A 22342-nucleotide genomic window follows, 5' to 3' on the forward strand; every position below is an offset into this window, starting at 1 on the left:
GTTCATTGGATGGAGAAGATCGTGAAATGTTGACCGATTCTCTTTTCACAGAGAAGTATCAAAAATTATATGAAGATTTGTCTCAGGATTCAACATTTCTGGTATGTAAGCTGTTACACTTTTAACTAACATTCTCAGTGCGATCGCATTGCTTGCTACTATCAATTCTAGAGATTTTAACTTTTGATTTTTGATTTACTGTGTTTCCTGAAAATCTAATACTAAATCGTAGATTTGCGATAGGAAACTGAAATAATTTTTTACATCCAAAGGTGTGACGCTTTCCCGCGCCGCACTACCCAAGGAAAGTCTCAAATTTTCGTTCTGAATGAGCGATTCAATGGCAGTGGAAAGTTGTTGAATATCTCCAGGTTGGACTAATAAACCATTTTTTCCTGAGACAATCAAATCGGGAATTCCCCCTACTGGCGTTGTGATAACAGGTAATCCCCACCCCATTGCTTCTAGCAAAGCTAAGGGTAATCCTTCATTGTAAGTAGGTAAGATAAAGACATGCGCTTTAGTTAATAAAGCATCTCGTTGCTGTGAATTGAGCCAATCATATATGGTAATGCGATCGCCAATATTACTAATCTTTAAACTATAACTCGCAACTAAATCGCGGGCTTTGTCAACCTCTCCATCTCCTGCCAAGATCAAATTTGCTTGGTTTCTTATCGGCTCGGGTAACATGGCAAAAGCGCGAATCAAATCGAAAGTACCTTTACGCTGTCCGATCCGTCCTAAAAAAACAAGATTAATCTGGTTCGATCGCTCTCGTTGTGGAACGTGAGTTGGTAATTCAATCGGATTAGCTAATACTAAGACTTGTTCTGGTTTTAAACCAAATTTATTTACGTAGAAATTACGCCAGCTCTCGGAAACAGTAATGAAGCGATCGCACTGACTAAATGCCCATAGCAATCCTTGTCTAACATTCAACGATAACCCCTGATAAAATTCATGAAACTCAGGACTATTAGAATGTAAAATTACGGGTTTGCGAAACAAGAATTTAGCAATTAAAGTCACGATTGATTTGCGATAAGCACTGCCTCTTTCGGCTACATGCGCGTGAACGATATCTACTTTTTTCGTCAATAGTGCCAAGATAACCCGAACCAGGGCGATCGCGAACCCAAAAGCTTTTTGTATTGCCGAACCATCAACTGCCGTGCCAATATGTTGAATTTGCACGTTAGCAGGAGCGTGTTTCAACATATGCTTTTCTAAAGTTACAATTCCTCCCTGCTTAGATAAGCTGTCTCCCACCATGAGAATATTAATTTGTTTTTCAGCAATATTTTCCATATGCCAAGTAATTTTTGACTTTTAACTTTTGACTTTTAACTTTTGACTTTTCTACTCGGTAATTTGTAAAATCTGTCGATACTCTGCTAAAACTTTTGCTGTGGAAAATCGCTCGGCTCGACGCTGTAATTCAGTAGGCGCTGGCGGACAGTCTAGCGTCTGGGCGATCGCCTCAGCCATTCCTGTAACATCTCCTACAGCGACTAATTTTCCATACTTGCCATTTTCTAAAATTTCTGCCGGACCACTTTTGCAATTAGTCGAAACTACCGGAGTTCCAACTGCGATCGCTTCTACTAGCACGTTACCAAAACCCTCCCAAATCGATGAGAGGACAAAAACACTTGCTCTTGCCATATAAGCGTATGGATTACTCACGAATCCCGGCATGGCAACGCTGTCTATTAAACCGAGTTCTCTTATTAAAGCCTCTAATTCAGGTCGTTTTGTCCCTTCGCCCAAAATCATCAACCGCACGGGACGCTGCTGCTGTAACTTAGCCACAGCACGGATCAAACTCGGAAAATCCTTCTGATTCTCTAGCCTTCCCGCACCCATAATAACTGGGGGTTGGTCTAGTGCAAACCAAGGATGAGATATCTTTTCTCTTGCCCGAACGTGCAGTTCTGGAGTTACAACAGGGTTATAAATTGCCTTAATTTTGTCTTTTGGCAAACCAATATCTATGAGATCCTCAGCCACTCCCTGAGACACGGCGACAATTTTATCCGCCCAAGGATAGAACCAACGCACGAGATGAGGTGTCAATTGTCTTTTGAGTAGAGTAGAAGTTTGAGCATCGCGCGAGAGATGATTGTGGACGATCGCAACCATCTGAGTTGACACTTTCATCAGTTGCTTTGCCCAGAGTGCGACGATATTCGCATCCTCTTGTCCGCATAACATTGCGACAGGTTGTTCTCGCCGCAGATAATTTATCAAATCGGGAAAGCTGAGCAGTAACTTCTGCCGATTTCCTAAAGTGACTAATTCCACCTTTGAAGATACTTGCGACAGATATGGTCCCTCTGCCTTAACTAAAACTAAACTAACTTTTACACCTTGAGCGGCAAAACCATCAGCGAGGTTGAGCATAACTCTTTCGGCTCCGCCTCCATCGAGACTCGGGATAAAAACTGCTAGGCTAGAGGTCATTCATTTTTGCTCCAAGTAGTTAATAGCTAAAAATTCGGCGGAAGTTTTGAGCTTAGCTTAGCTAAACATCTATCGAGCTTTGTGAGAGAGAAAAGTATGTTGCTGTATACAACACCCAGAAAATATCATTTGACTTCAAAATTGTGCTTTCAGAAAAATTAGTTAAAAATATGAATGTCAACAAGATCAGATGCCATAACCCATAAGATGTTTTAGACCAGCGCATCCACGTTATTGCTTGCGTATAAGCTTTAATAAAACCAATTAAGTAAACTGAAACTCCAATGAATCCTAGATCGAGCCATAGATCTAACAAGCCGTTATGAGAGAAGGCTACTTTCCATCCACTGGCTAGCCGAACATAAGCAGATGCTCCTTCATTACCTCGCCAAAAAGCGCTATATCCATAACCTAACCAAGGACGTTCGCCAATTTTTTCGATCACAGCTGACCAAACCTTAGTTCGACCAGTCAAAGTTAAATCTTTTCCCAAACTATTTAATACAATATCCAAATTGCTCGTAATTAGAACAGCTAAGCTACCGCAGAATAGTGCTACGGCAATGTATAGTAACAACATCCAAGAAAAGTTCCATCGCAAAGCCCGATATAAAGGAAATAGTGCTATAACAATTGCGAGGATAATCCAAGAACTAGTAGAAAATGACAGTAACACTTGACTGACGGCAAGGCTAAAAGTAATCCAGGCTAAATATCGAGATTTTGAATTACTAAAAGCCACGATCGCTAAGACAATCGTGCTTAAAGTCATAATCCGACCGAAAACATTTTTGTGGATATATACCCCTTGCAAAACCGATCCTAAAGCTGTGCTATTTGGGTCAGGAACAATTGCGTAAGCTGGTAACGCTATGGTAAATAATATACTGGATAGAACTGCTATTCCAAAAGTCCAAGCTAAGAGATGCAATTGCTCTTTGTGGCTATATCGTGTAGCGAAATAGATCCCGAATGAAGTCGCACCTGAAACGGCTAAACTTCGTCGCAGCGTGATTGCAGGTGCATCTGACCATAAAATTGAAACGATCGCGATCGCGACTAGCAATAATAAAAACTTACCTTTCCCTAGCGCTTGAATAATTTTTTTCCATCGAAGCAATATGAGCGCAAAGGTCATGATATAAATCGAGTAGAAAGGAATTTGTAGTGCTATAACTCCCTCGGATGTCAGTACGATTAGTGATTCTCCACTAATAATTTCATACAGGCGTGGAAACCAAGCTCCCGTAAGAGTCAGTAACGATATAACTGTAAATACCTTTTCCGCACCAAGTAAAAGTTTCATTATGAAAAATTTAACTTTTTAAGTTAACTTTTTAAAAGTAGATAGCGATCGCGTTGTTAGGTAAATGAATTTCAGATACTCCTCTATATGCGATTTAAACTGATTTTTTTTGATTTGCGAGATAGAGCAACCCACAGCGGAGCCGCTCGCTGTGTTAAGTTTCTGATGATATGTAAAACCGATAGGACAATGATTTGAGGCTTGATAATAATTTTGGCGATCGCAGCGAACAGTTTTTCGCTTTTAAACACTGCTTTTAATTGGTTGTAAGCTAAACTAATACTTAAATGAGTTCCAACGATTTCATATCTTCTTGTTAAAGAACGTGTTAGAGCAAAGTTTTTTTGAACTGCATCGATTTGAAGGAAGCGATCGACATCCGCGTACATTTGCTGCTGACATGTTAGATAATCGGTAATCAGAGAGCCAGGACGAGAGCAATAAAAATAATATGGCTGAGAGTCGATAATAAACTTTGCCCCACAAATGAGAGCTTTCAAGTAAAATTGAAAGTCTTCTCCATAGCGTAGATTGTCATCGAAACTTAAATTATGATGAATGAGAAAACTACGTTTAAATATAGGTTTGACTACACCTAAATCCATTTCAATAAAGTCTATTGCATCGATTTGCGTAACTCCTTGAAACTTAGGTCGTCGCCAACCAAATCCTAGCGGAGCAGAAAATCTCGTTCCCCACGGCTGCTTGGCTCGATTGGCAATTAGATATAAGTCATCGGCTACTACATCTGCATCTTCTGCTAGAGCGACTTGTAGCAACTTTTCAATTCTTTCAGGGGCAAACCAATCATCAGAATCTAGCAAAGCTATCCATTCTCCCCTAGCTGCGGCAATACCGCGATTGCGGCTGTAGCTAGGTCCCTGGTTGCAGTCATTTACCAATAATTGAAGGCGATCGTATTTATACTGTTGTACCACTTGTACAGTAGCATCAACGGAAGCATCGTCTACAACAATAATTTCTACTTGAGATTCTGTCTGTTGTAATACAGATTTTATTGCCCTGGCAATATAGTCCTCACTATTATATGTGGGTACAATTATTGATACTTTGGGACGCATAAATTTGCCTTATGACGACTGACTTATGACTGATTTTTGTCAAGTGATGTTAACGCTCCGATTGAGCTTGCCGCAGGCTGTCGATGTAGTATTTCAACTGTCGATAGGTAGCAGGCATACAAAACAGCGCGACCAAACCTAAAGCAGACCACCAACCCAATTGGTAAATAAATAAAGCTCCTACCAAAGCTAGCCACCAAATTGTGGGTAAGCGATAGGCAGGACTTTTAATATGTTGCACGACAAAAACATGGAGAACGGCATAGCTAGCTAAAGCCGCTACCTCGCCCCAGCCGTAGCCGACGAAGCCATTAAAATGAGAGGTTGCAACCAACGCCGTGCCAGCAAACAAGATAATGTGTGCTAAGTGGAAAGCTGTCACTTCCCAGTTGCGCTGCAAGACGTAAAGCACGGAACAATGGAGATTGAACACGGCGTTGCTGAGGTAACTGAGGGCAATAAAAGGATAGATTTGAATGACTGGCAACCAGTGCTGACCGAACAACAACGGTATCAGCCAAGGATTGAGCCAACTCACGAATACTAACAGGGGACCCAGCGCTAAGATCTGAAGGCTCATACCTTCGCTCACTGCTTTACCGAGTCGCACGCGATCGCCTTGGAGACGAGCCAAAGCGGCGATCGACAATCGCCAAGTTGCAGTTTTGACAAAACTCAGGACTTCCACAATCCGAATCGCTAAGGCGACAAATCCCACTGCTTCCGCACCTGCATACCTACCAACCACTAAGGGGTTGACCAGGTTACGCAGTTGCCAAACCCAAGAGGAAGCAGAGTAGCCAACACTGTAGCTCAGCATCTGCTTGATGATGTCTGGTTGCCAATGCAAACGAGGGCGATAATCTGCCCGCCAGTAAAGCAGTCCTAAAGTAATAACTTGTTGCATCCACCATCCAATCGCAGGCGACCAGACACCAGCTCCCTGAAACGCCAGAGGAAGGGCGACTAAGTAGTAAACGAACTGACCGTTCAGTTCGATCAAAGCGACGTGTTTGTAATCCAAGTGCCGCTCTAGTCGTGCTAAAGGAACTTGACTCAGCAACACAACTGGTAGTCCCAGAAACATGACGCGAGCCACATCGCTAAATCCTTCTAAGCGTACCCACTCTTGTAGTAAGGGTATTCCTATAAGAGATATGCCAGTGCCTCCCAGCGCCAGTAAGAGCAGCAAGGTAAAGGCTTGATGGTAAAGTTTGATGTCTTCTTCATCTTTCTGCCGCACCAGATAAATCTCAATTCCTAACTGACTGAGACTTTGAACGTAGACAAAAATATTTAGCGTGGCAGAGTAAAGCCCGTATGTTTTCGGACCTAAAATGCGGGTAAGTAGTAAAACACCTCCCAAAGAGAGAATCATGCCTAATGCTTGGCGCAGAACTAAGAACGTTCCGCCTCGCATGACTTGAGTACGTAGGCTCATGCCGTTCTGCTCAGCAAACTATACAAGTTAACCTCTGTTAAACCATACATTTTGTCTTTCCTCGCTAACCGCTTGGTATGGACAAAATTCAATTCAAGGGCGAGCGCAAGCTCGATGTCGATCGAGATCGATGCTGATAAATTTGTAGTGTCGTGCGTGCAAAGCTATCCCAGCTCCACTGCTCCACTACTTGGCGGTTGCGATCGCCTATTTGTTGCAACTGAGACTTATGTTGAATTGCATCTTTCATAGCATACAACAAACTGTCCGTTTCTTCTGGATTGTAGAGAAACCCTCCTAAGTCACCGACTACTTCGCTAATACAGCCTTTACGAGGAGCGATACACGCACGACCGAAGGACATAGCTAGAATTACCGAACCCGAGGTTAAGATATCTCGGTATGGTAGTACGATCGCATCGCAAGCATTCAGATAGATTTGTAATTGCTCGTCAGCGACAAAACCCGGAATAAATTTTATTTCATGACAATCTTGCACTTGTTGCTGAATCTGTTGAGTTAATTCCTGAGAAGCTTTACCAGCAATCACTAAATAAACTTTATCTTGTTTTAGCTGCTTGAAAGCATCGATGAGTTCGGGAACGCCTTTGTAAGCCCGAATCAATCCCAGAAATAAAAAAATTAGATTGGCATCTGTTATACCTAATTTTTTTCGTGCTGTATCGCGGTCTATATTATTTTCATAGTAGTTGATGTAATGGGGATGTGAAACAACAAAAACCTTACCTTTGTTGAAAATATGAAATGATTTAATGACCGTCTGTTTTGCTTGTACGCAATGGGTAATAATAGCATCTGCAAATATAGCGAGGAAAATACTATAAATTCGCTCTGCGCGCACTTGCATGTTTTCGTGATTTTTTAAATCGTGAACTGTCCAAACAATTGTAATTCTTGCAAGTCTTAGAAATATTAGTTGAGTCAAAAACAACAAAAACTTAATCACAAAAGAGAACGGGTTCGATGATAAATAAAATGGGTATAGTGAGTGAAAGTGAACGATATCTGGTCGCCAGCGAATAACCTCTGGAGTCAGAAATAATTTCCCATTATCACTGAAAGTTTTTACATCTATACCTAATGGCTGGAGATGCGTTACTAAAAGCTGCTGATAAGGATTTCTCGACCACCAAGGCAGAAAAATTACCTTTAAATGGTGCATATTATTCTCACTTTATCAAACACAAAATTTTCTAAGTAATTAAAATAATTCATGGTTTATCTTGAGATAATTGATTATTTGTCATGCTGTTTAGAACAAAAATTTTTATCTCGAGCAACGTTTTAACTCCCATTTTCTACTATTATTTTTTGCACTAAATCCAAAGTTTCAAGACTCATTTTAGTAGTAGAGAATTCGCGAACTCGCAGTTTGGCATTTTCTGCCATACCTCGCATTAAAAGTGGATTTTGTAAAGCCCATCGCAGTTTTGCTAGAAGATCGTGACGATCGCTCTTACGAAATAATAAACCTTCCAACCGATCCGTAATTATTTCTGGCATAGGATTAGCATTTGAAGCAACAACTGGTAAACCGTAAGCCATTGCTTCTAATAAAGCAAAGGGATATCCTTCGTAACGGCTGGGAAATAAAAAAAGATCGGCGGCTTTGAGTAACTGCGGTATGTCAGTTCGATAGCCGAGAAATAGCACAGATGCTTCTATTTTTGTCGCTTTGACTTCTGCTTGTAACTGCGATCGCAGTTCTCCATCTCCTACCCAAATAAACTTGACTTCAGGAAATTCTTTAGCGATCGCGGGAATAATGGGAATCGGATCGCTGTATCCTTTCTGTTGGTTCAGCCGACCGACAGTTAAAACTAAACGGCTAGTTAACGGTAATTCTAATTCTTGCCGGAGGCGATCGCGCAGCGCTACAATCTCTTGAAGGCTTTGCTTTTTGTCCATTTCCAGTTTTGTTCCATTATAGATACATTTCACTTCACTAATTGACATCTGGAATATCTTACCAACTAACTTTTGACTATATTGGGAAACAGCTACCCATTCTTGATTTCTAACTCTCGACCAATTGTAAAGTGTTAATTGCCACTGGCTTAAGGTAATTTGACAAGGAACTAGCTGAAACACTACTACTGTAGGAACATTTAAATAAGCGCAAGCAAAAATAGTACCTAAACTGCGGTCTACCCAAGGAAGAACGATGATAACCGCATCTGGTTGAATTTGTAAAAATAAGGAAAGCGTCCGCAAGCAGTCTGGTAAATACTGCCGTAAAGTTCTGAGTTTTCGAGTATAAGTTTCAGCTATTTCTAAACAATGATAGCTAATTTTTTGCTGCTGAAAATCTTGAGCGAGAGAAGTTGTTTGAGGAGTTTTAGGAAAAGCTGCATGAACTTGCCAGCCTTGCTTCTGAGCATCACGGGCAATAGTTAGAGCGTATTCCTCTGCCCCACCCCTTTCTACAGAAGGAAAAATAATTAATAGTTTAGTCATTAGTCATTCTGAATTTTTCCCACATTTTTTTTCCGCGCCACACAATGCCAAATCGCCACTTCAACCAGAGTTGGTGTAGGTGGGGATGACGGTAAGGAAAGAGTTGCTGTTGGACAACTCGCCAAACTGCCGATCGCTGCAATCCCGATTTAGATAAATAATTTTCCAGCCAAGTGAGAAAAGTTTGTCGCGCTGCTAAAGTTTTGCCACTAATGTGAGAGTCAGTAGTACAGGCTTGGGAGTGCTGGCGATAGAGATACCAACATTGGCTCGATACAAAAGCTGGATATTTCAAGCAGAGTTTGGCATGAAAGGCTTGGTCTTCATACATCCCGCGAAAAGATGTTTCATATCCATTTACAGTTTCAATAGCTTGGCGACGTACCATCACATCGCAAAGTGAAGCCCATTCATCTTTTAAAAATAGAATCAGAATCGCAGGTGGAGAAATAATGGTATTCAAAGGTAATGCATACTTTTGGAGAAAATCTCGCGAGCGATCGCTCTCGTTTCTCGTCCAGCTGTACCACCATTTCGTTCTGCCGCAAACCAAGCCAACTTCAGAATGAGACTCTAAAATTGCGACTTGTTGGGCAATTTTATCGGGTAAATAAACGTCATCCGCATCTAAAAAGGCAATATAATCTCCTCGTGCGTGCTGAATCCCCAGATTGCGCGAGGCACTCATACCGCGATTTTCATGCCCTGGATGTTCTAAATAGCGAATTTTTTCGGGATATCGATCGCTATAGTCGCGAGCAATTTTGCTACTGCTATCCGTAGAACCATCATCAACGAGTAACAGTTCCCAAACATCGTATGACTGAGCGATTGCACTGGCGATCGCCTCTTCAATATAATCCTCAGCATTTAAGAATATAGTAATAATTGAAACAAGTGGCTGCATGAGTTGGGAGTCTTAACTGATAACTAATAACTGTTCAAACATCGAACCAACGCGATAGCCTCCTAGCAAACTCTTCTCCATTCCAGTTTTGAATTTCGACGCGGGGTAGCTCAAACAGATTGCTATGGCGTTGGACGCTAGCGTGAATCGTGGCACAGGCACAGTTAAAGCCAGCATCGCGGACAATAGCTACTGAGTCTGAGGTGTAGTTACCGAAGGGATAGGAAAAACTTGTCACCTCGTGTCCGAGAAGTTCTTCAAGTTGAGCTTTGCTCTTTGAAATTTCTTGTTCCTGTAAAGATAAAGGCAGAGAGCAGAGAAATGGATGCGCGATCGTGTGAGCGCCGACTTCAACAAGCGATCCCCGCTCTAGAGCTGCTACTTCTGCTCGGGCGAGAGAACGATGGGTCGAACGGCTACCTGCTGTCATTCCCGCCCAGGTTAGCAGTCGATCTAAAATGAGATCGCGATCGCCTTCTGGTAAAACGCGTAGCAGTTTCCAGATCTTGTAATAGACAAACTGGCGTGGAGTTGGGGGTTCTTCCCGTTCTGCTTTCCAATAACGATGCTGCTGGTATGTTGACTCGGTGTAATTGGCAAATTCTCCCAAATCCCACTGATATTGACAGCCATTGATATTTAGCTCTAGTTGCTGGGGTAGCGCCCCAGGTTGCAAAAATAGCCGCTCTAACTCATCCCACCAAAATTCTCGTTCGCGATCGATATAGCCGCTAGCAATAAAGATAGTAGCAGGCACGTCATAGCGTTCGAGTATTGGTTTGGCATTGTGAAGATTATCAGCGTAGCCATCGTCAAAGGTAATGACAACGTGACGGCGATGATGTTTGCCCTCTGCTACGCCTTGGCTCAATCGTCGCAATTGTGTTAGCTGGGTATATTGGCGCAAGACTTGCAATTGCTCGGCAAAGTGCTGGGGTGTCACGCACAATCCCCAAGGATCGCAACTCACGTCAGTGACGCGATGATAGAGCAGGATCAGCGACCCTGGCTGAAGCTGGTTGCGACAGCGACGGGCAAACCGTCGTATCCGATTGACTCCAGGTATTTTTCCAGGTATTTTCATGATTTACCTCTGGTTTAGTTGCCCTTACGCTAATTAACAATTCATAGTCAGGATCGAAGTAGTCCAGTTCTTCTTGGCGCAGTTCCTCGACGGCTAATCCTTGTAGAAATGACATTGCAGCTAATACATTGCCATGCGCTTGTACTTCGATCTGGGCTGCTGGAAAAGCTTCAGAGAATAACTTCCGAGTTGAAAGGGTCGTAAATCGCCAGTATTCTCCCCAAGTTTCCATATCACTACGGCTGACTTGGCTAATGCCAGCGAAAGTTGCTAAGATAACCCCTCCTGGCTTCAGAATTCTGTGTAGAGTTGCGATCGCCTCCCGCACGTCGTAAATAAACGGTAGGGTTTGCGGGATAATAATGCAATCGAAAGTATTTGAGGGTATGCTGTTTTCATCGCAACAGGTCAAATCAGCGACTATTGTTGCTGCGAGGTTACCCTGAGTTACGTGCAGGACATCGCTTTTGCTGACGCGATCGTTGCCAAACTTGAGCGTGTATTTGTTTTCGCTCACTTCTAATACGTGTCCGCGTATGGCATCGGCATGGCTGGCAAGAAATTTCTCAATGTAATAGCGATCGATCGGCAAACCGCGATTAAAACCAAAGTTTTGGCTGACGGGTTTGAGACGGCGGAGATTACCAAAGCGCACTCCGCCTAACTGTGACGTACCTCTAAATTTTTTTTGAAATTTCAGCCAGTATAGTAAGTCTCTGGGTAAAACCCTCCGCCCAGCTGACTTTAACACCGTTTTCGCCTGCTGTCGCCACAGTCTCAGCATTCGCCCTACTGGATACAACAATGGATACCGATAAGGTAGTAATTCTGTTTGGAGAACGCTCCACACCTGCGTTTCCTCAGCACCGCGATCGCGTAAGTAAGCCTCTACCCAACGCAAGAAAGTGCCACGAGCGGGACTGGGGTGAAAAGAGTTATACTCTCCCTCCTGAATTGCTACGCGACAACTACTTTGGGGGTGCTGTCGATATCGATCCCAGCATTTCCCTGAGACAAACACGGGTGCTTGAAGAAATACCTTGGTGTAAAAAACCATATCTTCGTACATAGTGCGAAATTCTGGCTCAAATTCACCAATCTTCTGAAATACCTCGCGGCGGATCAAGACGCTGCAAGTAGATGCGACGGTAGATTCATTTTGTAAAAAGAGTTTTAGCAGCGTGGGTGGCTGGACTAGAGTGTCAGGTTCAACACCCAATTCTGTGAAATAGTTGTATTGGCGATCGCTCTGGTTTCCCGTCCAACTGAACCAAAAGTGAGTGCGTCCGTAAAGCATGGCGGCTTCGGGCTGCGATTCTAGAATAGCAACTTGCTGTGTCAATTTTTGAGGCAACCAAATATCGTCAGCATCGAGAAAAGCAATGTACTTGCCTTGAGCGTGACGAATGCCTAAGTTTCGCGCCGCACTCATGCCGCAATTTTGATGATTTTCGTGTTCGAGATAACGGACTTTGTGAGGGTATTGTTCGGCATAGCGACGGGCGATCGCCGTACTGTTATCCGTGGAGCCATCATCAACTAATAGCAGTTCCCAGTTGTTGTAAGTCTGGGTAAAGACACTGGCGATCGCTTCCTCAATAAACCGTTCTTCATTCAGGAAGATAACAATCCCAGAAACGAGAGGTTTGTCCACGATCGTTTCACTTTTGCTGACTGTCTTCATTGCGATCGTTACTAGTAGGTTTTTGACAAACGTAGTGCAACCACTCGCTATCTCTATCTAAAGAATTAATATCAACGAACTGGGCTTGGCGATTGAGAATAGCAATGTTTTTAAAACCGATATTTACAAGCTGCTTTACCTGCTCTTGCTTTCTAATGTAATATGTCAAATGTCCGAATCCGGCTAAAGGATCGCTAAGAATTTCATATGTATCAGTGTGTATCTGATACTTTCTTACTTTTAAATAACTCATAATATTGAGAAAATTTCTGACGATCGCTCGCGGACGTTTCATGTCATACTTATTAAAAGCAATTACAATTTTGCGATCGTCTAAATTATGACTGGAAAACGCAAATATTCCATTTTTTTTTAAAACTCTATAAATTTCCTTAAGTGTTTTTATTCTCTTTTCATACGACATACAATCTATGCCGTTAAATGAAAAAATGATAAAATCAAAGCTTTCCCCATCAAACATATACATATCGCTAGCATCAACATGTAGGAAATTTAGAGAACTATGCCATTTTTGACACGCTTTCACCATTTCAATCGAATAATCAATCCCCGTATAATTTGAGGTCAGTTCGCTTAATGCGATCGCCGTTCTCCCACCACCACAGCCAACATCAAGAATCGCCTTATCTTTGATATGCTGCTCGTACTTTTCAAAAATAGTTTTTTCTTCTATCCATAATTCTTTTTGCGTGCATATATACTCTTTAACAGTACTCGATTTTTCATATAAGGTTTGATTGAGAGAATCAATTGACATGATTTATTTCCTTTGTTAAACGTTGTCAGGAGTTACGCACTTGAAGTTTCAGACCTCGGCGATCCCTCAAGCGCCTCCCTTTTTAAGGGAGGAATAAAGCCCCCTTATTAAGGGGATTGGGGGATCGACTGCGTAACTCCTGGTTGTATTTGTCAACTTTTTAAAGCCAGGAATTTTCTTTTAACTCAAATCGTTGTAATTGTTTGTTTTTTACGGGCGCAATTACCCATAACTAAAGCTTTTTTATTCTCCTGACTCCTGGCTCCTGGCTCCTGGCTCCTTCTTCTGTAAAACAGCGGGTAAATCCTCCCAATTTTGACCGTACTCGCGAATGCAAGCAGATAACCAGCGTTCTAAACCAAAAGCCACACAACCTGTATAGGCTGGTTCTCCGGTGCAGTCTTGAATGTTAAAGCGATCGCCAAAAAATTTACGGTGAAAGTTGAGTGAAGTAATTGCCAAGCGATCGCGATAAAGAAATTCGTATTTCAGCGGTTCTAATTTTTGTAAAATCAGTCCGGGGTCGCGTTTGTCAAAGAAAGGATCGGTGGCTTCGCGAAGTTGGAAAGGTAATTTAGCCCGGTCGAGTATTTCTGTAATCAATTGACGGTAGGTATTGAGAAAATTTCGGACTTTCTCTTGACGACCGATACAGACGATTTCTCTCATATTGAAAGTCCACTGTCGTTCGCCTGCTTTATAAATTGACTCTTGGCGGAAACAGGGGGAACAAACGGTAATGAAAAGGTCGTTTTGCAGTTTTTTGTTGCTCAGGTGGTTGTAAACTGCGTAGCAAGCTGCTGACGGTAAGACGTAGCGTGCTGGAGTGAGATAATTTTGGTCTACTTCGGTCAGCCTTTCGTTTCTGGTGGAATCGACAAACTGCTTCACTCCCTCATTGTTACTGTCGATTTGCGTTGTTAGGGTAGCCAAGTGTGGAAAAGAGCTGAAGTAGTCAGCCAAATCAAGGGAATAAACCGATAGTACTGGCGGAAAGGAATACTCAATTGCTCCTACGACTTCTGCCCAGCTACAAAACAAGGCATCAAGTCGCCGTCGCAGTTCTACCTGAGAACCCTGTAGGGTTAGTAGCCCTGCGTCAGAATTAAAGCAACTGTAGATATTTTCTGACTCTAGTGAAGCAAAAGTTTCCGATGACATTACTAGCTTAAACCTCCGAGCGTCAAATATTACTTTTGGGCAAGTTTAGTTTTCACAAACTCGCTTAAACTCGCGATTGATTGAAAATTTTCGGGTTGAAGGTCTTCGTCTTCTACAGTTATGTCAAATTCAGTTTCTACAAAAGTCATTAATTTGACCATACCTAAAGAGTCAACAATATCGCTGCCTAAGAAAGTTTCATTCTCGCCGAGCGATCGCTCGTTTGCCTGTGGGAATTCCTTCAGGATAAATTGGCGAATCTGCTGTCCTATATTTTGATTTTCTTTGACAATCATTTTGACTCACTTATTCCAACTAGTAAAATTTACTAATATCTCAAGAATCATTTCTTGTGCTGTGCCAATATTTGGTTTCATGCCACAAACCACGCAACTCTTGTAAGTTATTCGGAATCAAGCTGAAATTTAATAAAATAAGTTCTGAGTATAAATTATCAATCCGATCTGGATTTAAACTAGACGACTTGTAAAGTTTAGGAAAACTAAACAGTAAATCGTAACTGAATGGTAATTTGAACGACGCGATGAGCCGCGAATCTACTACAACTAAAGGAGTACGGCTGTGCCGCATTATTTCAGAACGGATTGCGCCGCTGTACTGCGAAAATATTTGAATATTACTGATGTATTGAATGTAGCAGTGTGAAAGAAATGCTTGTTTCACTATAGTATATATGACGTAGCAATAATTTTTGTCATTGTCAATTAATAAATGATTGCAGTTAGAATAACTTATATGATCTTGAAATAAGCTGAAATCTTGTTTTGAGAGTCGCTTTGCTATGTGAGATTTTTCTTGAGATAGGTGAACTATCTCGATCGCATTCTTATTTCTGCCGCTAACAGGTAGTAATACACGTAGCTTTGAATCTAATCTTTTAAACCCCAACCTTTGCAGAATTTCAATCGCTCTAGGGGCTGGACTGAGATCTGTCAGCGTACAATCTTTTAATTTCAGAAGCGGTAGGATTAACGATAGACTGCGATCCCTATATTGCGGTTTGACTATCCAACTATGAATATTACAAAAATTCTCAACGCGATTGGCGATCGCTCTACGACTAAAAATTAATCCTAAAAAACCAACAATTTCGTTGCCATCAAACAATCCGTAACCGCAATAATCTTCCGCCTGCCAATTACAATCAAAAATGTTTCTCCAATTAACTTGAGCATTTAAATTGAAAAGTAAAGGAGAAACCTCTTCATACATCGAACGATCTACTTTTTGGAGTGAAACCATATTGTTTCTCAACTGAAATCAGCCTACATTAGTAGACCATTGGTATCGCAGCAGGCAAGTCGCCCAACTGCGAGGAGGTGACTTACCCGAGCCATAAATATCGTAAGCTTCTACATCAAAACATGTGGCATATTCAATACAGTCAAGCAAAATTTCACCTCTGAGTAACTCTAGTTCAATGCGACATCGCCCAGGTGTCAGATACATTGGTTCTGTAATGCAAGTCACCGTACCTTCAGCAGGAAGAAGCTCGGGAACTCCTCCGACGACATTACTATCTAGTGAAAAGATGGCATATTCGTTGTTGCAGTCATAAATAGTGACTAAAAATCGCGGTGAGTAAATTGGTTTTTCACTATGGTAGCCGATGATGAGTTTTAGGCGGCTAATCGAACAAATGACTTTACTTCCATCGCCATCTTCAATATTAATAAAAGTTAGTTTGGCGCTGCCATCTCCAGAGCGATCCTGTCGCTGTTCCAATATAGTTGAACTGAGTTGTGTTAGCGATCGCAAGGATAATAGATATTGCTCGATGACATCACCTGAATCTCCTTGAGCCGCTATACTTCCGGCTTTGAGTAAGCAAGCTTTAGCACACAAAGCTTGAACCATTTGCATATTATGACTAACAAATAAAACCGTTCGACCTTCTTGAGTCGCAACATTTTCCATTTTACCCAAACACTTCTTTTGAAATGCTATATCTCCTACTGCTAAGACTTCATCGATAATTAAAATCTCTGGTTCTAGGTGAGCGGCAACGGCAAACGCTAATCTGACGTACATACCGGAAGAATAGCGCTTCACGGGCGTATCTAAAAATTTTTCGACTTCCGCAAAAGCAACAATTTCATCAAATTTACTTTTAATTTCAACTTTACTCATTCCCAGAATTGCGCCGTTGAGATAAATGTTTTCTCTTCCTGTCAGTTCTGGGTGAAAGCCCGTTCCTACTTCTAAAAGGCTGGCAACTCGACCTTTAATTCGTATTTTACCCTTGGTTGGTTCGGTAATGCGGCTTAAAACTTTTAATAGTGTCGATTTTCCGGCTCCGTTCCCACCAATAATCCCAACGCACTCGCCCTGCTTAACTTCAAACGAAACATCCTTGAGCGCCCAAAATTCTTCGCGAGTTGGTTTAAATTTGTGCGTGCGTTTAGGAGTTAATATTTTCTGAGTCAAAGACTTAGTTTTCTGAGTAATTTTTTCTCGCAAATTAGTATATCCACCTGCTTGCTGCGCTAGCAGATATTTTTTTCCCAACTGCTCGACACGTATAACGGTTTGTGACACGATCTATTCCTACAACTTAAATCACATCTGCGAAAGTGCGCTCCGTGCGTCGAAAATACCAAATACTGCTGGCAAGTAAGAGTAAAACTAACCCTACACTCAGAATTAGTCCTGGTAGGTAAAGTTGAGCTTTTCCCCCTAAAATTGCCCAACGAAACCCATCAATCACCCCTACCATCGGATTTAGAGAATATAGCAATCGCCACTGTTCGGGAACGATGTTGCTACTAAAACCTACAGGCGAGATGTATTGACCGACTTGAACGAGAAATGGTACGACATGGCGAAAATCTCGATATTCTACCGTTAGGGCTGCTAACCACAGACCAGCACCTATTGCCCCAGCAAAGGCGATCGCAGTAAATAAAGGTAGTGTGAGAATTCGCCAATCAGGTACGAAATTGTACCATGCCATTAAAGCTAGTAAAATCATACCAGAAATTAAAAAATCTATAAAGCAGACTACAACTGCACTTACGGGAACGATTAAGCGAGGAAAATAAATCTTAGAAATAATCTGAGAGTTCGTAATTAAGCTATTGCTACACTCGGTCAGGGCATTCGCGAAAAATTGCCAGGGTAGCATTGCTGCAAACACCATAATCGGGTAAGGCACGTTTCCTTCCGAGGGCAATTTAGCCAAAACACTAAAAACTACTGTCAGCACGATTGTAGTGAGAAACGGTCGAATCAGCGCCCAGAGAATACCGATCGCAGTTTGTTTGTAACGAACCAAAATATCTCGCCAAGCGAGGAAATATAATAATTCGCGATAGTCCCAAACATCCCGCCAATACTGACTTTCAGTTTTGCCTGCCTCTAACACAATTTCGCGCGTTTTCATATTGACGAAGGGTAGAAGTCGGAAATCGAAGGTTACAGAGCGCTAATTATGAGCTTTGTACAGACGTTACATGTAATGTCTGTACACTAACAATTACCCATTACCCATTACCCATTACCAATTCACCTACTAGAGACTACTGTGGCATCGCGATCGTCGAGACTTCGATCGCTATGGAAGGAACTGTAAGGTCGATTTTCGGACGGAACGCTATTGGCAACAACTCCTAGCACTGTCTGACAGGAACATTTGAGAGCCTCTCTTGCCGCAGCTGCATTAGTATAATCGACCACCCCTAGTCTAGCGACCAACAAAATTCCATCGGTAATTTTCCCTAGAGTCAGAGCATCTGCTGCTACTACCAAAGGCGGAGCGTCGATGATGACAAAATCGTAACGATCGCTTAAAGAACTGACCAATGCAGCCATTCGCTGTGAGTCGATTAAAGCCATTGGGTTAGGTGGCACGACTCCAGCCGTAAGAACGTGTAAGTTAGGCATAACTTGTGCCACGGCTGCCTGAAAGTCGGTTCCGCCAACGAGGACGTGGCTCAAACCCTCTACATTCGTTTGCTGCCAAATATGGTGTTGGATCGGAGAGCGGAGGTCGGCATCAATTAATAATACTCTGCGTCCTAGCTGGGCGATCGCGACGGCTAGATTAGCACAAACGGTCGATTTGCCTTCTTTGGGTACTGAACTCGTCACGACGACGGCTTTGAGCGGACGATCTAAATTCAAAAACCGCAAGTTAGCTTGTAACATGCGATAAGCTTCCGCCTCCAACGAGCGAGAGCTATTTCTCACCACTAGCTCGGGAACTGGACAATCTTGCTGTCGTCCAGGTTTCAATTTGGTGAATTTACCAAGTTGAGGAATGCTACCAATCAAGGTATAACCAAACAACTGCTTAATTTCTCTGAGTGTTTTGATTGATGCGTCGCTCAGTTCGAGTAAAGTCATTGTGGCGATCGCCAGTAGTAGTGCGGCGATTCCTCCCAAACCGAGAGTCATCACTCTTTTACCCAATAAGGGAGTTTCTGGCACTAATGCTGTTTCAATAATGCTAGCGTTACCAATATTTCTGTTTTGCTCTACCCGCAGTTCTTGCAGTTTTTTCAGCATTAATTCGTAGGTAGCTTGGGCGGCTCTGACTTGTCGCTCTAACTCCCGTTGTTGCTGCTCTAATTGCGGTAAAACTGTTGCTCTTTGCCTGTAGTTCGTTCTAGCTTGAGCTAAAAATTTTAATCTATTAGACAAACTAAGGCGTTCGACTTCCGCTCTTACCAAGTCTTCAGCCAGTTTTTGTTGCAACTCGCCTGCTTCTAAATTGCGATTCGATACCTGCTTCGAGTTGCCCAACATTTGTCCTATGCGTCCTTCTAACAACTGTTTGAGGGCATCCCGTTTTTGTTGTAATTTTTGGACTTCGGGGTAGGTATCTTCAAAACGAGTTTGGAGGACAACCAAATCGCCTTCTACCCGTTGTAATTCTGCCAGTGTCTTCTGTATTCCGGGGGACTCTTTGAGAGAATTAATTGGTACGACATCTTGGGAAGTGAGAGCAATCTCTTTTTGCAGTTTTGTCGCTCGACCTTGAGTTTGTACGAGTGCTGCTTCTGCAAGCGTGATTTGGTCTTGCAGTTCCTTCAGCACTTCTACAGCTGAGATGGCTTCGTGTTCTAAACTGACGATTTGATGCCGTTCCTTGAAACGGCGCAAACTAGCCTCAGCTGCTCGCACCGTACTTTCCGTCTGCGGCAGTTGTTTGACGATAAAATCTTCTGCGGCTGAGGCTTCGGCACGGTTACTCTGAATGTTGTAATCTACATAGGCGCTCATCAATTTATTGACGACTGCTGCTGCTTCTTGAGGATCTTTACTTTCGTATGCGACTTGCAGCACGTCAGTAGCGGGAATATTTTTCAGTGTCAACTGGCTAATTAGTGCTGTCGGTTTGAGCGGCTTACCTTCCTCATCTTTAAGGGTGAGAGCAGCGATCGTTTTCTGTGCCAGCGGGATCGAACTGACGATTTCCGACTCGGTACTCACCGGATTGCTCTCAGCGCTGAGCGGTTCCAAGCGCGGCTCATACTTTTCAGGGTTGAGACTAGAAGTCTCGCTGGGCTTTTTGAGCAAGAGCTTTCCTTCTGCTTGGTATAGCGGCGCTTGCAAAAGGGTTACGATTGTTGAGAGTCCTAAGACAAAGCCAAATACCCCTGCTGCTGCCAACCATCGTCGTTTGATGGCTAACTGCAAGTTTTGCAAGTTGATGTCTACGGCTTCTCTAGATTCCACTCTAGATTCCATAAGCTAATGGTAAGTTGCTGCTGATTGAGAGCGAACGTTTCGCGACCGGAGATATATCTGGCGCAAATGCTACTGGGAATAGGGCAGGTGGCTAGTTGAACTGTGCCGCGATCGCCACTCGAATGAGGGACTTAATTATCAACGAGAACGATACTTTCTTGGCAGTATACCACTATAAGCATAAATGCGATCGGCTTTCAGGGTAACAATTATAACTAGAATAATCACAACTAGGGTAATTCAACTTTTTGCGCTTTTAATCCCGAATCAGCGATCGCCTGTTGGCACTGTTGTCGATTTCGATAGCCTGCAAATAATTTCCGCTTGAGCCTACCGATCGTAGCGATCGCCTCTCCACTGGGCGCGCAGGGTAATATTATTGCATCTTCCCGTTCCGAAAACATCAATAGTAGCTGCCTAATCCGCTCGCCATCAATTCTTTCGCGGGGATGGAGGATCAACGCTGAGCGAGCTTTATACATTAACCAGTCATGCTGCCACTTACCACCTACCGCAATATCCAAAGCAAAAGCTGCTTCCGGTAGGCGATCGAAAAATGCTGGTGAGTTAGTATCGCCGCAAAATAATAGGTGATCGATGCCCAGCGTGTACCAATGCGACTGCTGGAAACGTGGGGTGACAATTGCTGGATTAGCTTTATCAGCAGCAGCTTTATAGGGAGGTTGTTGTATTTCTGGGACGACTGATTTAACTTCTTTATCTATATTCAGGGACGGGTCTTCTTCTGCTTGAGCTGCTGCCGATTTGAGCGAATGTTCGATGGGAGAATTGGGAATTTGCTTCAGCTTTTCTTCAGTAACGGCTTTCAAAACTTCTTTATGAGTAACTTTACTACCCGCATTAGCCTGTTGGATAAATTTGTCGCGGATTGCATCGGGAGTCGAAGGCGAAGCTAAGCGATAGAGCGCGGATGGCTCGATGATCATCTGTGCAAATTTTGCATAAGGAAATGCTTCGTATACATAAATAAAGTTGTATGCCGTGCGCCGACTCCACCCGAATTCAGCTCTCAGCCAAGCATCGAAGTAGCCATGTCCTTTTAGTTCTGCTCTCACCTCAACTAATTTTTTCCCAATTTCCCATATATCTTGAGCTGTACGCTGCAAGCGCTCCTTCAGCTCTTTAGTTCTTTGCTGAACGAGCGAACGGTTTTTCTCACTTAAAACTCTGTAATCGAAACCTGGCTCTAGCTCCATTTGTTTAGATTGTTTAGATTTGCTTGGCTTGCATTTGTCGATCCGAGTTCATGACCTTCGATTAATTTATTGACGCTTATTTGTGATATTTTTTAGAGATTCTGTTGTAGAAAATGATACAAACCTGAGTCACGTCAAAAGGAAGTTTTAAACACATAAGTTAAAAATTCAATCGAAAAAATAGACATTAAATTTATTTTAGAATTTTCAGCCGACGATGGATAGAGATCGCTAGCACAAACCGATACTAAGAATTTAACGACGACCATTTTATGCCTTAACTATGGGGGTTTAGGTTTATCGGGCAGACAACGTTACGATAAGTTAAGAATTTTTCTCAACTTAATTGCTTGCGAAATTTTACGGAAAATTAGACTAAGTTTGGGGTACTTGTCACAAATTATCCGTGAAATTACGGTTGACAATATCCGAACGACGTTGCGGTCGAAGATCTATCCTGCACCAATTTCATCGCTGTTTCCCGTTACCCGTTGTCCGTTCTCTCGAACAAATAGTTAGGCATGACATTTAGGGATAGATTACATTTAGGGCTAAATACTGGTTGCAGGTTGAGTGCGATCGCGCCTCGCGCTCAACAACAACTACATAGCACAAGTCACACCAACAGCTACAAAAACGTTTTCATGAAGCGATCGCAAGATGGATAGAAAAATGGGTTGCGTAATTCCACTTAGTTGGAGTATATTGACTCTGGCTGCATTAAAATCGCCTTTCGTATCGTAGTTGCGGCAGACTCCAATTATCTGTTGGTCTATTAACGATTACGGACTTAGGTACGGCAATCTAGACCGAGAGACGAAGAAATAAAGCAGTTCTAACAATTCCTAGAGCAGCTGAAGTCTTGAGGAGTTTTCATCTACGGTAGCTGGTAGGCTCCTGTGTAATAGAACATCAATTTTCAATCCAGAGTATTGCAAAATTGTCGGCGAGAGATTGCAGATTTTCAATCTGAAGCTTCTCGCGACAGAGGTGCAGGCATTCGAGCGAATGTCAGACAAATTTTTG

At 42.6% G+C, this 22342-nt stretch carries 19 protein-coding genes; 1 reads left to right on the plus strand and 18 read right to left on the minus strand.

The window, feature by feature from the left end; translation table 11 throughout:
• Positions 1 to 195 precede the first annotated feature (195 nt).
• The 18 genes from H6G17_RS22880 to H6G17_RS22965 form a co-directional block, all read right to left on the minus strand.
• On the minus strand, positions 196 to 1311 hold the full coding sequence (locus H6G17_RS22880) for a glycosyltransferase family 4 protein (RefSeq protein WP_192160917.1): 1116 nt from the start codon (positions 1309 to 1311) through the stop codon (positions 196 to 198).
• Positions 1312 to 1362: 51 nt separating this feature from the next.
• On the minus strand, positions 1363 to 2466 hold the full coding sequence (locus tag H6G17_RS22885; protein WP_192160918.1) for a glycosyltransferase: 1104 nt from the start codon (positions 2464 to 2466) through the stop codon (positions 1363 to 1365).
• A 61-nt stretch (positions 2467 to 2527) separates the two neighbouring features.
• Positions 2528 to 3772, minus strand: coding sequence for an O-antigen ligase family protein (locus H6G17_RS22890; protein WP_192160919.1), 1245 nt, complete (start codon positions 3770 to 3772; stop codon positions 2528 to 2530).
• An 83-nt stretch (positions 3773 to 3855) separates the two neighbouring features.
• The gene (locus H6G17_RS22895) at positions 3856 to 4854 is read right to left on the minus strand and encodes a glycosyltransferase family 2 protein (protein ID WP_192160920.1); all 999 of its coding nucleotides are present in this window, start codon (positions 4852 to 4854) and stop codon (positions 3856 to 3858) included.
• 49 nt (positions 4855 to 4903) lie between these two features.
• Positions 4904 to 6295, minus strand: a complete 1392-nt coding sequence (locus tag H6G17_RS22900) for an oligosaccharide flippase family protein (RefSeq protein ID WP_192160921.1) — start codon at positions 6293 to 6295, stop codon at positions 4904 to 4906.
• A gap of 88 nt (positions 6296 to 6383) precedes the next feature.
• Positions 6384 to 7478, minus strand: coding sequence for a glycosyltransferase family 4 protein (locus tag H6G17_RS22905; protein ID WP_192160922.1), 1095 nt, complete (start codon positions 7476 to 7478; stop codon positions 6384 to 6386).
• Positions 7479 to 7600: 122 nt separating this feature from the next.
• On the minus strand, positions 7601 to 8773 hold the full coding sequence (locus tag H6G17_RS22910; protein ID WP_192160923.1) for a glycosyltransferase family 4 protein: 1173 nt from the start codon (positions 8771 to 8773) through the stop codon (positions 7601 to 7603).
• A complete protein-coding gene (locus H6G17_RS22915) occupies positions 8766 to 9680 on the minus strand; it encodes a glycosyltransferase family 2 protein (protein ID WP_192160924.1) in 915 nt (304 codons plus the stop codon). The genes H6G17_RS22910 and H6G17_RS22915 overlap by 8 nt, the downstream gene beginning before the upstream one ends.
• A 34-nt stretch (positions 9681 to 9714) precedes the next feature.
• Entirely contained in the window at positions 9715 to 10764 is a 1050-nt protein-coding gene (locus tag H6G17_RS22920) for a polysaccharide deacetylase family protein (protein ID WP_242038546.1), read from the minus strand.
• Positions 10652 to 12448, minus strand: a complete 1797-nt coding sequence (locus H6G17_RS22925; RefSeq protein ID WP_192160925.1) for a glycosyltransferase — start codon at positions 12446 to 12448, stop codon at positions 10652 to 10654. Before H6G17_RS22925 ends, H6G17_RS22920 begins: the two co-directional genes overlap by 113 nt.
• Entirely contained in the window at positions 12426 to 13226 is an 801-nt protein-coding gene (locus H6G17_RS22930; RefSeq protein ID WP_192160926.1) for a class I SAM-dependent methyltransferase, read from the minus strand. The genes H6G17_RS22925 and H6G17_RS22930 overlap by 23 nt, the downstream gene beginning before the upstream one ends.
• A 243-nt stretch (positions 13227 to 13469) precedes the next feature.
• On the minus strand, positions 13470 to 14387 hold the full coding sequence (locus tag H6G17_RS22935) for a hypothetical protein (protein WP_192160927.1): 918 nt from the start codon (positions 14385 to 14387) through the stop codon (positions 13470 to 13472).
• A 29-nt stretch (positions 14388 to 14416) separates the two neighbouring features.
• Positions 14417 to 14683, minus strand: coding sequence for an acyl carrier protein (locus tag H6G17_RS22940; RefSeq protein WP_192160928.1), 267 nt, complete (start codon positions 14681 to 14683; stop codon positions 14417 to 14419).
• A gap of 40 nt (positions 14684 to 14723) precedes the next feature.
• A complete protein-coding gene (locus H6G17_RS22945; RefSeq protein ID WP_192160929.1) occupies positions 14724 to 15650 on the minus strand; it encodes a hypothetical protein in 927 nt (308 codons plus the stop codon).
• 18 nt (positions 15651 to 15668) lie between these two features.
• Positions 15669 to 16946 carry an ATP-binding cassette domain-containing protein gene (locus H6G17_RS22950; protein ID WP_192160930.1) on the minus strand — a complete coding sequence of 426 codons (1278 nt, stop codon included), beginning with the start codon at positions 16944 to 16946 and terminating at the stop codon, positions 15669 to 15671.
• Between the two features lie 16 nt (positions 16947 to 16962).
• On the minus strand, positions 16963 to 17790 hold the full coding sequence (locus tag H6G17_RS22955; RefSeq protein WP_192160931.1) for an ABC transporter permease: 828 nt from the start codon (positions 17788 to 17790) through the stop codon (positions 16963 to 16965).
• 122 nt (positions 17791 to 17912) lie between these two features.
• The gene (locus H6G17_RS22960) at positions 17913 to 20099 is read right to left on the minus strand and encodes a polysaccharide biosynthesis tyrosine autokinase (protein WP_192160932.1); all 2187 of its coding nucleotides are present in this window, start codon (positions 20097 to 20099) and stop codon (positions 17913 to 17915) included.
• Between the two features lie 230 nt (positions 20100 to 20329).
• Positions 20330 to 21316 carry a DUF3102 domain-containing protein gene (locus H6G17_RS22965; RefSeq protein ID WP_192160933.1) on the minus strand — a complete coding sequence of 329 codons (987 nt, stop codon included), beginning with the start codon at positions 21314 to 21316 and terminating at the stop codon, positions 20330 to 20332.
• A gap of 521 nt (positions 21317 to 21837) precedes the next feature.
• Between H6G17_RS22965 and H6G17_RS22970 the strand changes: the two genes are divergently transcribed.
• Positions 21838 to 21984 (plus strand): hypothetical protein, encoded by a 147-nt coding sequence (locus tag H6G17_RS22970; RefSeq protein WP_192160934.1) that lies wholly within the window; start codon positions 21838 to 21840, stop codon positions 21982 to 21984.
• Positions 21985 to 22342 lie beyond the last annotated feature (358 nt).

Origin of the sequence: Chroococcidiopsis sp. [FACHB-1243] (assembly GCF_014696895.1) — a bacterium.
Classification (GTDB): domain Bacteria; phylum Cyanobacteriota; class Cyanobacteriia; order Cyanobacteriales; family Chroococcidiopsidaceae; genus Chroococcidiopsis.

Coding starts and splice junctions, on each gene's coding strand:
- H6G17_RS22940 (WP_192160928.1), bottom strand. CDS start 14,683: ATGATTGTCAAAGAAAATCAAAATATAGGACAGCAGATTCGCCAATTT.
- H6G17_RS22910 (WP_192160923.1), bottom strand. CDS start 8,773: ATGACTAAACTATTAATTATTTTTCCTTCTGTAGAAAGGGGTGGGGCA.
- H6G17_RS22900 (WP_192160921.1), bottom strand. CDS start 6,295: ATGAGCCTACGTACTCAAGTCATGCGAGGCGGAACGTTCTTAGTTCTG.
- H6G17_RS22960 (WP_192160932.1), bottom strand. CDS start 20,099: ATGGAATCTAGAGTGGAATCTAGAGAAGCCGTAGACATCAACTTGCAA.
- H6G17_RS22915 (WP_192160924.1), bottom strand. CDS start 9,680: ATGCAGCCACTTGTTTCAATTATTACTATATTCTTAAATGCTGAGGAT.
- H6G17_RS22920 (WP_242038546.1), bottom strand. CDS start 10,764: ATGAAAATACCTGGAAAAATACCTGGAGTCAATCGGATACGACGGTTT.
- H6G17_RS22970 (WP_192160934.1), top strand. CDS start 21,838: ATGACATTTAGGGATAGATTACATTTAGGGCTAAATACTGGTTGCAGG.
- H6G17_RS22935 (WP_192160927.1), bottom strand. CDS start 14,387: ATGTCATCGGAAACTTTTGCTTCACTAGAGTCAGAAAATATCTACAGT.
- H6G17_RS22945 (WP_192160929.1), bottom strand. CDS start 15,650: ATGGTTTCACTCCAAAAAGTAGATCGTTCGATGTATGAAGAGGTTTCT.
- H6G17_RS22930 (WP_192160926.1), bottom strand. CDS start 13,226: ATGTCAATTGATTCTCTCAATCAAACCTTATATGAAAAATCGAGTACT.
- H6G17_RS22885 (WP_192160918.1), bottom strand. CDS start 2,466: ATGACCTCTAGCCTAGCAGTTTTTATCCCGAGTCTCGATGGAGGCGGA.
- H6G17_RS22880 (WP_192160917.1), bottom strand. CDS start 1,311: ATGGAAAATATTGCTGAAAAACAAATTAATATTCTCATGGTGGGAGAC.
- H6G17_RS22955 (WP_192160931.1), bottom strand. CDS start 17,790: ATGAAAACGCGCGAAATTGTGTTAGAGGCAGGCAAAACTGAAAGTCAG.
- H6G17_RS22965 (WP_192160933.1), bottom strand. CDS start 21,316: ATGGAGCTAGAGCCAGGTTTCGATTACAGAGTTTTAAGTGAGAAAAAC.
- H6G17_RS22890 (WP_192160919.1), bottom strand. CDS start 3,772: ATGAAACTTTTACTTGGTGCGGAAAAGGTATTTACAGTTATATCGTTA.
- H6G17_RS22905 (WP_192160922.1), bottom strand. CDS start 7,478: ATGCACCATTTAAAGGTAATTTTTCTGCCTTGGTGGTCGAGAAATCCT.
- H6G17_RS22895 (WP_192160920.1), bottom strand. CDS start 4,854: ATGCGTCCCAAAGTATCAATAATTGTACCCACATATAATAGTGAGGAC.
- H6G17_RS22925 (WP_192160925.1), bottom strand. CDS start 12,448: ATGAAGACAGTCAGCAAAAGTGAAACGATCGTGGACAAACCTCTCGTT.